This is a genomic window from Mesorhizobium sp. B2-2-4 (assembly GCF_006442375.1).
GTDB lineage: Bacteria > Pseudomonadota > Alphaproteobacteria > Rhizobiales > Rhizobiaceae > Mesorhizobium.
On the sequence record NZ_VFWB01000001.1, the window covers coordinates 485,060 to 498,235 of the forward strand.

At 63.7% G+C, this 13,176-nt stretch carries 12 protein-coding genes; 3 read left to right on the forward strand and 9 right to left on the reverse strand.

Annotated elements, in window-relative coordinates; all coding sequences use genetic code 11:
- Positions 1-229: 229 nt before the first annotated feature.
- A complete protein-coding gene (gene acnA, locus FJ959_RS02515; protein WP_140628251.1) occupies positions 230-2,920 on the forward strand; it encodes an aconitate hydratase AcnA in 2,691 nt (896 codons plus the stop codon).
- Between the two features lie 38 nt (positions 2,921-2,958).
- Here the strand turns inward: acnA and FJ959_RS02520 are convergent, their stop codons facing one another.
- Positions 2,959-3,636 carry a ceramidase domain-containing protein gene (locus FJ959_RS02520; protein ID WP_140580206.1) on the reverse strand — a complete coding sequence of 226 codons (678 nt, stop codon included), beginning with the start codon at positions 3,634-3,636 and terminating at the stop codon, positions 2,959-2,961.
- Between the two features lie 180 nt (positions 3,637-3,816).
- Here FJ959_RS02520 and FJ959_RS02525 point away from each other — a divergent pair, with 180 nt between their 5' ends.
- Positions 3,817-4,632, forward strand: a complete 816-nt coding sequence (locus FJ959_RS02525; protein ID WP_140580207.1) for a thioredoxin family protein — start codon at positions 3,817-3,819, stop codon at positions 4,630-4,632.
- A gap of 91 nt (positions 4,633-4,723) precedes the next feature.
- Here FJ959_RS02525 and FJ959_RS02530 read toward each other — a convergent pair whose 3' ends face one another.
- The 6 genes from FJ959_RS02530 to FJ959_RS02555 are packed head-to-tail and all read right to left on the reverse strand — an operon-like array spanning position 4,724 to position 10,717.
- Positions 4,724-6,109 carry an FAD-binding oxidoreductase gene (locus FJ959_RS02530; protein ID WP_140628253.1) on the reverse strand — a complete coding sequence of 462 codons (1,386 nt, stop codon included), beginning with the start codon at positions 6,107-6,109 and terminating at the stop codon, positions 4,724-4,726.
- 46 nt (positions 6,110-6,155) lie between these two features.
- Positions 6,156-7,268, reverse strand: coding sequence for an ABC transporter ATP-binding protein (locus tag FJ959_RS02535; RefSeq protein ID WP_140628256.1), 1,113 nt, complete (start codon positions 7,266-7,268; stop codon positions 6,156-6,158).
- Complete coding sequence (locus FJ959_RS02540; RefSeq protein WP_140492241.1) at positions 7,265-8,062, reverse strand: ABC transporter permease; 798 nt, start codon at positions 8,060-8,062, stop codon at positions 7,265-7,267. The genes FJ959_RS02535 and FJ959_RS02540 overlap by 4 nt, the downstream gene beginning before the upstream one ends.
- The gene (locus FJ959_RS02545; RefSeq protein ID WP_140492238.1) at positions 8,062-8,925 is read right to left on the reverse strand and encodes an ABC transporter permease; all 864 of its coding nucleotides are present in this window, start codon (positions 8,923-8,925) and stop codon (positions 8,062-8,064) included. The genes FJ959_RS02540 and FJ959_RS02545 overlap by 1 nt, the downstream gene beginning before the upstream one ends.
- Positions 8,926-8,948: 23 nt before the next feature.
- Positions 8,949-10,019: an extracellular solute-binding protein gene (locus tag FJ959_RS02550; RefSeq protein ID WP_181171869.1), complete on the reverse strand. Its 1,071-nt coding sequence runs from the start codon at positions 10,017-10,019 to the stop codon at positions 8,949-8,951.
- Positions 10,020-10,054: 35 nt separating this feature from the next.
- The gene (locus tag FJ959_RS02555) at positions 10,055-10,717 is read right to left on the reverse strand and encodes an XRE family transcriptional regulator (protein WP_140628260.1); all 663 of its coding nucleotides are present in this window, start codon (positions 10,715-10,717) and stop codon (positions 10,055-10,057) included.
- 536 nt (positions 10,718-11,253) lie between these two features.
- Between FJ959_RS02555 and FJ959_RS02560 the strand changes: the two genes are divergently transcribed.
- A complete protein-coding gene (locus FJ959_RS02560) occupies positions 11,254-11,640 on the forward strand; it encodes a DUF2794 domain-containing protein (RefSeq protein ID WP_140514020.1) in 387 nt (128 codons plus the stop codon).
- Positions 11,641-11,692: 52 nt separating this feature from the next.
- Here the strand turns inward: FJ959_RS02560 and FJ959_RS02565 are convergent, their stop codons facing one another.
- Together FJ959_RS02565 and FJ959_RS02570 are read right to left on the reverse strand one after the other, a co-directional pair.
- Positions 11,693-12,262: a GNAT family N-acetyltransferase gene (locus FJ959_RS02565; protein WP_140628263.1), complete on the reverse strand. Its 570-nt coding sequence runs from the start codon at positions 12,260-12,262 to the stop codon at positions 11,693-11,695.
- A gap of 124 nt (positions 12,263-12,386) precedes the next feature.
- A complete protein-coding gene (locus FJ959_RS02570) occupies positions 12,387-13,160 on the reverse strand; it encodes a Bax inhibitor-1/YccA family protein (protein ID WP_140492223.1) in 774 nt (257 codons plus the stop codon).
- Between the last annotated feature and the right edge of the window lie 16 nt (positions 13,161-13,176).

Sequence of the window (13,176 nt, forward strand, 5' to 3'; positions counted from 1 at the left end):
CTTTTTAACTGTCTAGAACTATTCCAGAAAATTCTCTATATGCGGTGCATCCGTGCCAGCGGTCGGCGCGGGAACAGAACTAGCGCCGAACCAGCGCACGCGCCGCCTTGAACGGCTCGGGTTGCTTGGGAGCGGACAGCGGAAATGGCCGTACCCGCACCTTTGCGCGTGATTGCATGCCATCGGCGTCCGTTCCCTTTCAGGCTGAACAGACAAGGACGGATCGCACGTGTCAAAATCCCTCGACAGTTTCAATTGCCGCCGCACGCTGAAAGCGGGCGACGCCGAATATACCTATTTCGACCTCGTCGAGGCCGAGAAGAACGGGCTCACCGGCATCGCCCAATTGCCTTATTCGATGAAGGTTCTGCTGGAGAACCTTCTGCGCAACGAGGACGGCCGCTCCGTCACCAAGGACTCGATCAAGGCCGTCGCCGGCTGGCTGACCGACAAGGGGACGGCCGGCGTCGAGATTGCCTATCGCCCTGCCCGCGTCCTGATGCAGGATTTCACCGGCGTTCCGGCGGTGGTCGACCTGGCGGCGATGCGCGACGCCATGGCCTCGCTCGGCGGCGACCCGCAAAAGATCAACCCGCTGGTGCCGGTCGACCTCGTCATCGACCATTCCGTCATTGTCGACGAGTTCGGCTCGCCAATGGCCTTCGCCCGCAATGTCGAGCTCGAATATGAGCGCAACGAGGAACGCTACAAGTTCCTGAAATGGGGCCAGCAGGCGTTCCGCAATTTCCGCGTCGTGCCACCCGGTACCGGCATCTGCCATCAGGTCAACCTCGAATATCTCGGCCAGGTGGTGTGGACCAACACCGAGGACGGCGAAACGACCGCTTATCCCGACACCTGCGTCGGTACCGATTCGCACACCACCATGATCAACGGCCTCGGCGTGCTCGGCTGGGGCGTCGGCGGCATCGAAGCCGAGGCGGCGATGCTCGGCCAGCCCGTCTCCATGCTTTTGCCCGAGGTCATCGGCTTCCGCCTCACCGGCAAGCTGAAGGAGGGCGTCACCGCCACCGACCTCGTGCTCACCGTCACCCAGATGCTGCGCAAGAAGGGCGTCGTCGGCAAGTTCGTCGAATTCTTCGGTCCCGGTCTCTCCAATATGACGCTGGCCGACCGCGCCACCATCGGCAATATGGCGCCTGAATATGGCGCCACCTGCGGCTTCTTCCCGGTCGATAGCGAGACCATCCGCTATCTCACAATGTCGGGCCGCGAGGAAAGCCGCATCGCGCTGGTCGAAGCCTACTCCAAGGCGCAAGGCATGTGGCGTGACGCAGGCTCCGCCGACCCGGTCTTCACCGACTTGCTGGAGCTCGATCTCGGCGACGTCGTGCCGTCGATGGCCGGCCCGAAGCGCCCAGAGGGCCGCGTCGCGCTGGAAGGCATCCCGGCCGGCTTCGTCAAGGCTATGGACACCGAATACAAGAAGGCGGCTGAAATCTCGAAGCGCTACGCCGTCGAAGGCACCGGCCATGATCTCGGCCATGGCGACGTCGTCATCGCCGCCATCACCTCCTGCACCAACACCTCGAACCCGAGCGTGCTGATCGGCGCCGGCCTGCTCGCCCGCAACGCCAATCGCCTTGGCCTCAAGCAGAAGCCCTGGGTGAAGACCTCGCTGGCGCCGGGCAGCCAGGTGGTCGCCGAATATCTCGAGAAATCCGGCCTGCAGAAGGAGCTCGACCAGATCGGCTTCAACCTGGTCGGCTTCGGCTGCACCACCTGCATCGGCAATTCCGGCCCGCTGCCGGCGCCGATCTCCAAGACCATCAACGATAAGGGTCTGATTGCCGCCGCGGTGCTTTCCGGCAACCGCAACTTCGAGGGCCGTGTCTCGCCCGACGTGCAGGCCAACTATCTCGCCTCGCCGCCGCTGGTCGTGGCGCACGCGCTGGCCGGCACGGTGACGAAGGACCTGACCACCGAGCCGCTCGGCGAGGACAGGAACGGCAAGCCGGTCTACCTCAAGGATATCTGGCCGAGCTCGGCGGAGATCCAGGAGTTCATCGAGAAGAACGTGACGCGCGAGCTGTTCGCCCGCAAATATGCCGACGTCTTCAAGGGCGATGAGAACTGGCAGAACGTCAAGGCACCGGAAGGCCAGACCTATGCCTGGGACGACAATTCCACCTATGTGCAGAATCCGCCCTATTTCGCCGGCATGACCACGGGCTTCGGCAAGATCGGCGACATCAAGGGCGCCCGCGTGCTGGGCTTGTTCGGCGACAAGATCACCACCGACCACATTTCGCCAGCGGGCTCGATCAAGGCCGCATCGCCGGCCGGCAAATACCTTACCGAGCATGGCGTCGGCGTTGCCGACTTCAACCAGTACGGCACGCGCCGCGGCAACCATGAGGTGATGATGCGCGGCACCTTCGCCAACATCCGCATCCGCAACCACATGCTGGGCGAGAATGGCAGGGAAGGCGGCTACACCATCCATTACCCGTCGAAGGAAGAGGAATCGATCTACGACGCGGCGATGCAATACAAGAAGGAAGGCGTGCCGCTGGTCATCTTCGCCGGCGTCGAATACGGCAACGGCTCGTCGCGCGACTGGGCGGCCAAGGGAACGAATCTCCTTGGTGTCCGCGCGGTCATCGCCCAGTCCTTCGAGCGCATCCACCGCTCCAACCTGGTCGGCATGGGCGTCATCCCCTTCGTCTTCGAGGAAGGCACCTCATGGGCTTCGCTCAACCTGAAAGGGGATGAGCTGGTCGAGATCGACGGCCTGGACGCCCTCAAGCCGCGCCAGAAGATGGAAGCCAGGATCACCTATAGCGACGGCACGGTGAAGAAGGTGCCGATCATCTGCCGCATCGATACGCTTGACGAACTCGACTACTTCAAGAACGGCGGCATTTTGCAGTACGTGTTGCGCGATCTTGCCGCGTAGCGGCAAGGGAGTAGGGCTTAGGCAGTAGGAAATAGGACCTACTGCCTACTGCCTCGCTGTGGCGCGCCGTAGCGCGCCGCGGCGGCCAGCAGCACGCCCAGCATCAGCCCGTTGAGCAGGTGCCAGAGGAAGTGCGTGCCGAGCGGGAAGCTGGTGCAGACCAGCGGATCGACCATGCGGCAGATGACCGACAGCACGAAGATCGCCGATCCGGCCAGATTATACCAGCCGGCGCGATTGCCGCTGGCCGCCACCCAGACACCGAAGAAGGCGAGCGCCAGGAACGGCGGCAGGTAGCCTGTGGTGCCGTTCGACGCCTGGCGCAGCCAATCCGGTACGGCCAGAGTTATCGCTCCGACAACGGCATAGAAAACGACGAAGATCGCGATCGCCTTGCCCCATTCCAGGCGCAGGAAGCGGCGCAGGTTGAACAGCGTGTAGGCCAGCGTGAAGCCGGCGATCGGCACCACGTCTGCCCAGACCGTTCCCTTGGTAGCGAAGATGTGAAAGATCGTCGAGCCGACGCCGATCGCCACCACCCACCAGGCCAGGACCTCGGCGAAAATGCCGGTCCTGCATCGCCGCACTTCGCGGACGCCCCATAGTCCCGCGGCAATGAAAGCCAGGTTGGTCAAAGCATTCACCGGCTCGGCCCAAAGTTCAGGACCCGTTCGCTCGCAATAGAGATCGACTGGAGCCAGGAAACTTTGCCACATGATGATGATCCCGCCCCCGAATCGAACCGCCGGTTGAAATGCAGTGGGCTTCTCCTATTGCCGCCCTACCCAGGCTTGCAATGGCAAAATTTCACCGCAACGTGACTTCCCGTTGACTTCCGGTTCTGCCACATATTTCAGCCAATCAAAACAAAGCCGGCATCACCGGCGGGAATTGGAATGGTCATGGCCTCGCGTAGATCATTGTGGCTGGCAGCGTTCGCGCTGGCCTTCTCGGCGTTTGCCGGTGCCGGGCACGCCGGCGAGTCCGGCAGGCTCCCGGCCGACAAGCCCCAGGGCGACAGGCCCGTGGGCGTGGTCGAGCTGTTCACCAGCCAAGGCTGCAGTTCCTGCCCGCCTGCCGACGCCTTCTTCTCCGAACTTGCCGCCAGGCAGGATCTTGTCGCGCTCTCCTATCACGTCGGTTATTGGGATTATCTCGGCTGGCGGGACACGCTGAGCAGCAAGGAAAACACCGAGCGGCAATATGAGTATATGCGGGCCTTCGGCAACCGCTCAGTCTATACGCCGCAGGCGGTCATCAACGGCCGGGTCCATGTGAACGGCGCCAATCGCGGCGAGGTCGATGGCCAACTCGCCCGCATGGCAAGGATCGGCGAAGACATGCGGGTCGCCATCAAGGTCAGCCGGACCAGCGACCGCGTCATGATCGATGCCGGCGATGGCGGGACCGGTCCCAGCGATGCTCATGTCGTCATCGTCTATTTCGAGCCGCCGCAGACGGTCACGATCGGCCAGGGCGAGAACACGGGCCGCAAGATGACCTATTGGAACGCGGTGACCGGCATCCAGACAGCGGGCATCTGGCACGGCAAGGCGCAGCGCTACGAATTGCCGATGAGTGAGATTTCCAAGAAGGGCGGCTGCGCCGTGCTTTTGCAGTCCGTCGGCAAGGACGGCCTGCCAGGGCCCATCCTGGGCGCCGCCTTCATTCACCGCCCCGGTTCCGATGCGCCGTTCGATCGAAGGCTCTGAAGCGCGCCGCCGAAAACGGAAATGATGCGACGCGCTGTCGGTCTCCATTCATGCCTGTCGACCAAACGGAATCGCGTTTGAGTGACCTGCCTCAATGGCCGGTCAGGCGATCAGCGAAAGCGGCGAGGCGCGACGTCCGCCCCAGGCCGTTTGCCTCCCGCCGGTCGGCGATGCGGTAGAGCTGGTACATGGCGTGGACGCCGAGCCAGCGCAGCGGCTCCGGCTCCCATTTCTTCACCGTGCGGTTGACCCAGGGCAACCGGGTCAGCTCCGTGTCGTGTCCGAGCACCAGGTCGCGCAAGGTGCGGCCGGACAGGTTCGAACTGGAAACACCGAGCCCGACATAGCCGCCGGCCCAGCCCATGCCGCTTTCGCGATCGAAGCCGCACGTCGTGCACCAGTCGCGCGGCACGCCGAGCGTGCCGCACCAGGCATGGTCGAGCCGCACGCCTTTGGTCTGCGGCAGCAGCCTGGTCAGGATCTCGTGCAGCTGGTCGATGGTCGCCTGTTGTGTCTTGCCGCGCGTGTCGGTGCGCGATCCGAAGCGGTAGGGCACGCCCCGGCCGCCCATGGCGATCCGGCCTTCCCGCGTGCGCTGCGCATAGCAGTAGGTATGCGCGGCATCGCCCAGCACCTCGTAGCCGCTCCAGCCGATTTCGTCCCAGAGCTTCTGCGGCAGCTTCTCGGTCACCACGATGGCGCTGTTCAGCGGCAGCCAGAGACGCTCGTAGCCGGCAATGCCGGCGGTGAAGCCCTCGGTGGCGCGCACGATCTTTTCGGCGCGCACGACGCCGCGGTCGGTGGTGACCTTGCCCTTCTCGAGCGCCAGCACCTGCGTCTGTTCGTAGATGGCGACGCCGAGCCGCGCGACCGCCGCCGCCAGACCCTGCACCAGCTTGGCCGGCTGCACGCGCGCGACGTCGCGCACGACGAAGGCGCCCAATACATTGTCGATGGCGATGCGCTCGCGCGCTTCCTGCGCACCGAGGAAGGCCAACCGCTCCGGCGGCATTTCCCAGTGCCGGGCCTCTTCGTACTCGGCTTTGGCGCGCTTAAGCTGCGCGGCGTTGGTGGCGACGGTGATGTTGTCGACGCGGCGGATGTCGGCGTCGATCCCTTCGGCAGCGGCAATCGCGATCACCTCGTCGACCGTGCCGGACATGGCGCGCTGCATGTCGATCACCGCCCCGCGCGAGGAGGTTTTTGCATATTTCTCGCGCGACCAGCTGAAGCCGCCGGACAGCCATCCGCCATTGCGGCCCGAGGCACCGAAGCCGGCGAACTCCTTTTCGACGATGGCGATGCGCAGCGCGGGCTCTGCCTTCTTCAGATAGTAGGCCGTCCAAAGTCCGGTATAGCCGGCGCCGACGATGCAGACATCGGCCTCGATGTCGCCGGGCAAGGGTGGGCGGCTGGCCGGCGGGCCACCTATGTCGGCATACCAGAACGACACGTCGCCATTGCGCTGGGCTTGCATCTTGTGATCCGTTCTCCGTGCGATTCCAGGAAAGTGTGGAGCGGTTTCAGGTAAGCGTCAGGTCGGCCTTGTCGTCATCGGCGAGCAGCTTCACGTCGCCGCCGGCGAAGAGCACGTCGACCTCGTCTCCAATGGCAAAAGTGTCCGCCTCGAGCGTCGAGCGCACGATGGCTTTCGAGCCGTCGGCGAGCTCCACTTCGTATTTGGAGCCGGAGCCGAGATAGATGGCCTCGCCGATACGCCCGGCGAGCCGGTTGCGGCCATCCCCGCCGCCGCCGCGACGAGCAAGCGCCAGCTTTTCGGGACGCAGCAACATCACCGGCTTGCCGCCATCGGCGAGACGCTTGGCGGTCGCCACTCTCTGGCCTGATATCTCGATCGCCGTCTCGTTGCCCGAGGTGGCGGCGGGGCCGCGCAGCACGGTGGAATCGCCGATGAACTTGCCGACGAAAAGCGTCGCCGGCTCGTCGTAGAGTTCGCGGCCGGTGCCGATCTGCTCGATGCCGCCGCGGTTGAACACGGCGATGCGGTCGGAGAGCACCAACGCCTCCTCCTGGTCGTGCGTCACATAGACGAAGGTGGTGCCGAGTTCGCGGTGGATGCGCTTGATCTCGAGCTGCAGCCATTCGCGCAGTTTCTTGTCCAGCGCGCCGAGCGGCTCGTCCATCAGCAGCAGCGGCGGATCGAAGACGATGGCGCGGGCCAGCGCCACGCGCTGCTGCTGGCCGCCCGAAAGCTCGCTCGGAAAGCGGTGGCCGAAATCGGCCATCTTGACCATGTCGAGCGCGTGGCGGACGCGGCGTTCGCGTTCTGCCCCGGTGACGCCGCGTAGCTTCAGCGGATAGGCGACATTGCGGCCGACCGTCATGTGCGGGAACAGTGCATAATGCTGGAAGACCACGCCGATGTTGCGCTTGTGCGCCGGCACGCCGACCACGCTCTTTTCCCCGACCAGCAGCTTGCCGCTGGTCAGGTCGGTAAAGCCGGCGATCACGTTCAGCGTCGTCGTCTTGCCTGAGCCGCTCGGGCCCAACAGCGTCATGAATTCACCCGGCTCGATTCGCAGCGACACGCCGTCGAGCGCCTTGAAGGAACCATAGGCCTTGCTTACCGACTCCAGGTCGATCGCCGCACCGCGATTTTCCGCTTTCTGATTCATAAGCCTCCCTTCCGCTCACGGCCAAGAAGCAGCATGCCGCCGCCGATCAGCAGTGTCGTTGCGCATAAGAGGATCGTGCCGACGGCCGCGACCGTCGGGTCGGCGTCGCGCGTGATGGAAGCGAAGATCTGCACCGGCAACGTCTTGAGATAGGGATTGGTGATGAACAGCGACACGACGATCTCGTCGAAGGAGGTGGCGAAGGCGAACAGCAGGCCTGACAGTACCCCGGGGGCAATCAGCGGCAGCGTCACCGTGCGGAACGTGGTGAGCGAACCTGCGCCCAGGCTCGCCGCGGCTGTCTCCAGCCGCTTGTCGAACACTTCGAGATTGGCCGAAACGGCGATCAACACGAAAGGCAGCGCAAGGATGGTGTGGGCCAGAACGAAGCCGAGCAGTGTGCCGACAAGCCGCGTGTCGAGATAGACGGCGTAGATGCCGATGGCCAGGACCACGCCCGGCACCACCATCGGCGTCAGCATCAGCATGCGCAGGAGGTTTGCCGGCCGCGCCTGCATGCGGTCGAGGCCGAAGGCGGCAAGGGTGCCGAGCACCGTTGCCAGAACCGCAACGATCGATGCGACCTTCAGTGAGTTGAGGAAGCTGGTCGACCAATCCGGATTGGTGACAAAATTTTCGTACCATTGCCAGGAGAAGCCCTGGGGTGGAAATGCCAGCGATTTGTTCTCGTTGAATGACATCGGCACCACGACAAGCGTCGGTGCCACCAGCCATATGGCTACCAGCAGGCAGACAAGGCCCAGCATGACGCGGGTGAGCGGCTTCATCTCCATCAGGGCCGCCCCGCTTGCCGATGGCTGGACCGCATCACGGGCGCGGCAAGCGCCAGCAGCACGAAGGTCGTGACCAGCAGCACCACGCCCATGGCGCCGCCCCTACCCCATTGCAGGAGGCTGAGCACCTGTGTCTGAACCAGCGTGGACAGCATCGTCGAGCGCGGTCCGCCGAGCAGGGCCGGCGTGATGTAGAAGCCGAGCGCCAGGATGAAGACGATGATCGCGCCGGCATAGACGCCAGGCAGAGACAGCGGCAGATACACCGTGAGGAACGCGCGCGAGGGTCTCGCCCCGAGGCTCCGCGCGGCTTGCATCAGCCTGAGATCGATGCCTTTCATGACCGAATAGAGCGGCAGGATCATGAAAGGCAAAAGCACCTGCGCCATGCCGATGACCACGCCCGTCTGGGTGCGGATCAGCCTGATGCCACCGAACCCGAGCGCCCGCAGGATCGAGTTGATGACCCCCGAATCCTGCAGCAGTATCACCCAGGACAAAGTGCGTACCACGCCGCTCACCCAAAACGGGATCAGCACACAGAGCAGCAGCACCAAGCGCACGCGTGGTCGGACCGCGGTCATCAGATAGGCATAGGGGTAGGCGCAAACCACGCAGACCAGCGTGACCCATGCTGAAATGAGGAAGGTGCGCTGGAGCACGGCCAGGTTGATGGGCGCGCCGAAGAACCAGATATAGTTCTGCAGGCCCCACTGCGGCTCCGACAGGCTGCGCACGACGATGGTGAGCAGCGGATAGCCAATCACCCCGAAGAGCAGGACCAGCGCCGGCAGCGCGAGCGCGAACGGCCGCCATGCCCGGCGCCTTTCGGCGGCCGGAATGGTTGGCTGGGACGCGCTCACGGCTTTTGGTCTCCCTCAGCCGGTCAGTTGCCGGACATCAGCGCGGACCACTTCTCCTGCGCGACCGCGAAATTCGGGACCCAGAACTTGAAGTTCTGCTTATAACCCTGCTTCTGGCGTTCGGGCGTGTTGGTCAGGAAAGCGGAGACGGAAGCGTCGACCTTGGGCTGCGCTTCACTGTTGATCGGCGTGTAAGACGTTTGCTCCGTCAACACCTCCTGCGCGTGCTTGCCGAGATAGGCGTTGAGCAGCGCGTAGGATGCCTCCGTGTCCTTGGCGCCGACGGGGATCGTCATCTGATCCATCACCACCAGCCAGTCCTGCCAGGCCGGTGCGTATTTGGCGCCGTTCTTGACCGCGGTCATGGCGCGGCCTGTCCACATCATCAGCATGTCGGCCTCGCCGGATTCGGCGAGTTGCTGCGATTCTGCACCCGTCTTCCAGAAGATGGTATCGGGGCCGAGCTTGCGAACCACATCGATGGCCTTGTCGATATCGGCCACCGTCATCGCCTTGGGGTCCCCGCCGGCAACCTTGAACGCCTGTTCCAGCAAGCCACCGGTCGGGCTGCCGGAGCCGTCGATTCCGCGCACGCCGGGGAATTTCTGCGTGTCGAAGAAGTCGGCCCAGCTCTTGGGCGGATTGTCCTTGTACTTTTCGGTGTTGTACATCAGCACGACGCCGTAGTTCATCGCCGGCACCGAGCACTCGCCGACCTGGCCCTCGGGAATTTTCGAGACGTCGAGTTTGGTGAAGTCCAGCTTCTGGAACAGTTTGCCGCAATAGACATAAGGCGGCAGATCGTCGGTATCGACAACGTCCCATGTCACATTGCCGGACTCGACCTGCGCCTGCAGCTTGGCGATCTCGGTCGGGCCGTCATTGAGCAGCTTGACGCCCGACTTGTCCACGAACTCCTTGAGCGCTGCCGCCTGGCCGTCCTGGTAGATGCCGCCATAGGACACGAAAGTCAGGCTCTTGCCCTTCAGCGAGCCTTCGGCCACCTCTCCGGCAACCGGCTTCGATTGCGCGAGCGCGGCCGTCGCCGCCAGAAGCACGCCCAGGCACGCCGCATGTGCAAATTTCACTCTCATGTTCAACTCTCCCATTCCAGAGCTCGCATTTGTTCTCATTCACCCGGATGCGAGCGGTTTCCGGGCCTGTACTGATCGAGTTCCAGCGCGCCGGCGGTCGGCGGCGCGATGATCCAGAGCACCTCCGCCGGTGTGTCGCCGACATTGACCGTGCGGTGCGGCACCGAAGTCGCGTATTCGACGCTGTCGCCTTCGCGCATCAGATGGCGCTCGTCGGCAAGCGTCAGTTCGACGGTTCCCTTGAGCACCATGAACATCTCATGCTCGCCGCCATGCACATAGGCGTCGTCGCCGGTCGAGCCGCCGACCTCGAAATGCCCCGCATAAACCTCGAACTGATGGATCGGCCGCCGCGACAAAAGCATCTTGCGGCCTCGCACGCCGACGGGAACGACAGGCCGTTCCGCGCGCCTCAGCACCTTGTGCAACGGACGGCTGCTGCCCTCGAACAGGTCGTTGATGCCGAGATCGAGAGCGGCGGCGATCCTGAGCAGCGTGCCTGTGTTGGCGCCGCACAGATTGCGCTCGAGCTGGCTGATGAAGCTCGCCGTCGTGCCGGTCATGTCGGCCAACCGGCGCAGCGACACGCGCCTTGCCATGCGCAGCGCCTTGATGCGGGGACCGACGCCGCCCGCCTCAGGGGTGGCCGCGACCGTGCCATTCACCTCTTTCACCGTGGAGTCCGATACGCGTGGCATTGCCGCTCCCGTTTCACTTAACACCTTATTAAGTGGCGATAGCGTTGGCAAGCGCGGACGGCATGCCAAGATTTCGGCGCGCATCGATCCTGCCGGTCGCACCGGATCGGGCTGAAAACCGTCCTATGGCGGGAAATCCACCTTAGCGGCGATCCAGACATGAAAAAACCGACGTCAGCTTGCTTCTGACGTCGGTCATTTAGGTTTTGGGATCGTCGCACCCGGTCTTTCCGAGGAAAAACCGAGGTTGGTTCGATCCGACGCAGACCCGTGGGCGGGGGGCTTGGGGTTTACGAGCCGGTGCCGGACCGAACCGTCTCAGGCAACGCCGGTAAATTCGTCGGACATTGGGGCATGAGCGCGGATAAAAAATGGCGAGAATGTGGCGGAGCATCACCAATTCCAACATGTCGTTTGCAAACGTGACTGGACGCGACGGAAATGGCGCGGGTCCGCACCGCTTCGCCGGCACTTGCAATTCGATGGCGAAAGCGCCAACTTTGGTTGGCAAAGATTCATTTTTGAAGGATCGAGGCATGACCGATCATGGCGGCGGGACGGAGGATGGCGACGCATCCGCAATACTGATCCCGCTCCACGAGGCACGCCGTGCGCGCCTCGACCAGCCGGTGCGCTTCGAGCGGCGCGAACTGGACCAGATCCTGAAACTCTACGGGCGCATGGTCGCCGCCAATGAATGGCGCGACTACGCTATCGATCATCTCACCGACAGGGCCGTGTTTTCGGTGTTCCGCCGGGCCAGCGAGGTGCCGCTGTTCCAGATCGTCAAGGACCCGAAGCTGGCACGCAAACAAGGCGCCTTCGCCGTCATCGCCGCGGGCGGCCGCATCCTCAAGCGCGGGCAGGAGCTTGGCCGTGTGCTCGGCGTCTTCGACAGCAAGTTGAAGCTGGTCGAGGCCTGAAACAGCGGCGCAATTGCTTCGGTTGGCCTCAGTCTTGGGCTCATCTAAGCCATTACTTTTCTTGACGGAATTTCCGCTCCGGCAATGATTCCGGATCGGGCGGGGCGGATGCCCCGCCGTTCAGCGCCAGTTGCATGAACACCGTGTCCAGCCAGCGGCCGTGCTTGTAGCCGGAGCCTTCGAGGCGGCCGGAATGACGAAAGCCGAGCTTTTCGTGCAGCTTGACGGAAGCGCTGTCGGGATGGCCATCGCCGATCACCGCGACGATCTGGCAAAAGCCCGCAGCCTCGGCGGCCGCGATCAGGCTTTGCATCAGTTTGAGGCCGACACCCTGGCCCTTGGCATCAGGCGCGACATAGACGGAGTCCTCGACGACAAAGCGATAGGCCGGGCGCGGCCGGAAGGGACCGGCATAGGCATAGCCGAGCACGGCGCCATCCTTTTCCGCCACAAGGTAAGGGAAGCCGCCGGCCTGGAGCGTGTCGAATCGCGTGCCCATTTCGGCGCGACCTGGCGGCTCCAGCTCGTAGCTCGCCGTGCCGCGGGTCACAGCGTCGGCATAGATTTGCGTAATGGTGTCGAGGTCGGCCGCGCGTGCGGCCCGTATAACGATAGTGCTCATTCTTTATGCAGGCCTCTTTGTCTGCCTGCAATAACAGCAAAGGTCGGCGCAAAAGAAAAGGGCGGCCGTTGGGCCGCCCCTTCCAAACCCGATGGTCCAGTCAGACCATGACGCGGACCAGCCCTTAGCGGCGGTCGCCCATGAACTGGAGCAGGAACATGAACAGGTTGATGAAGTCGAGATAGAGCGTCAGCGCGCCCATGATGGCCTTGCGGCCAGCGACGTCGGAGGCGTCGCCCTCGAAATACATCTCCTTGATCTTCTGCGTGTCGTAGGCGGTGAGGCCGGCGAAGACCAGCACGCCGATCGCCGAGACGGCGAAGGACAGCGCCGACGACTGCAGGAAGATGTTGATGACCATCGCGATGATGATGCCGAACACGCCCATGATCAGGAACGAGCCCATCGCCGTCAGGTCGCGCTTGGTCGTGTAGCCGAACAGCGACAGCGCGCCGAAGGCCGCGGCGGTGGCGAAGAAGGTCTGCGAGATGCTGGCGGTGGTGTAGACCAGGAAGATCGACGACAGCGACAGGCCGACCAGGCCCGCATAGACCCAGAACGTCGTCTGCGCCGCCGACACGCTCATCGACTGGACGCGGAACGACAGGAACAGAACGGCGGCCAGCGGGGCCAGCATCACCAGCCAGCGCAGCGGCGAGCCGAAGATCGCGTAGCCGAACGAGGTCAGCATCTCGCCGCTCGGCAGCGTCGCGACAGCCGAGGCCGGATCGGTGGTTGTGGCCAGCATGATCGTGCCGACGGCGGCAAGACCAGTGATGAGGAGACCAAGCCCCATCAAATTGTAGACCTTGATCATATAGGCGCGCAGGCCCTGATCGATGTCGACGGCGGCGCCGGGCACGGCGCGCGTCTGATAGTTGCGAATGGGTTCAGCCATTGTGGTCCTCTATTGC

Coding starts and splice junctions, on each gene's coding strand:
- FJ959_RS02520 (WP_140580206.1), bottom strand. CDS start 3,636: ATGTGGCAAAGTTTCCTGGCTCCAGTCGATCTCTATTGCGAGCGAACG.
- FJ959_RS02525 (WP_140580207.1), top strand. CDS start 3,817: ATGGTCATGGCCTCGCGTAGATCATTGTGGCTGGCAGCGTTCGCGCTG.
- FJ959_RS02530 (WP_140628253.1), bottom strand. CDS start 6,109: ATGCAAGCCCAGCGCAATGGCGACGTGTCGTTCTGGTATGCCGACATA.
- FJ959_RS02535 (WP_140628256.1), bottom strand. CDS start 7,268: ATGAATCAGAAAGCGGAAAATCGCGGTGCGGCGATCGACCTGGAGTCG.
- FJ959_RS02540 (WP_140492241.1), bottom strand. CDS start 8,062: ATGGAGATGAAGCCGCTCACCCGCGTCATGCTGGGCCTTGTCTGCCTG.
- FJ959_RS02550 (WP_181171869.1), bottom strand. CDS start 10,019: ATGAGAGTGAAATTTGCACATGCGGCGTGCCTGGGCGTGCTTCTGGCG.
- FJ959_RS02555 (WP_140628260.1), bottom strand. CDS start 10,717: ATGCCACGCGTATCGGACTCCACGGTGAAAGAGGTGAATGGCACGGTC.
- FJ959_RS02560 (WP_140514020.1), top strand. CDS start 11,254: ATGACCGATCATGGCGGCGGGACGGAGGATGGCGACGCATCCGCAATA.
- FJ959_RS02565 (WP_140628263.1), bottom strand. CDS start 12,262: ATGAGCACTATCGTTATACGGGCCGCACGCGCGGCCGACCTCGACACC.
- FJ959_RS02570 (WP_140492223.1), bottom strand. CDS start 13,160: ATGGCTGAACCCATTCGCAACTATCAGACGCGCGCCGTGCCCGGCGCC.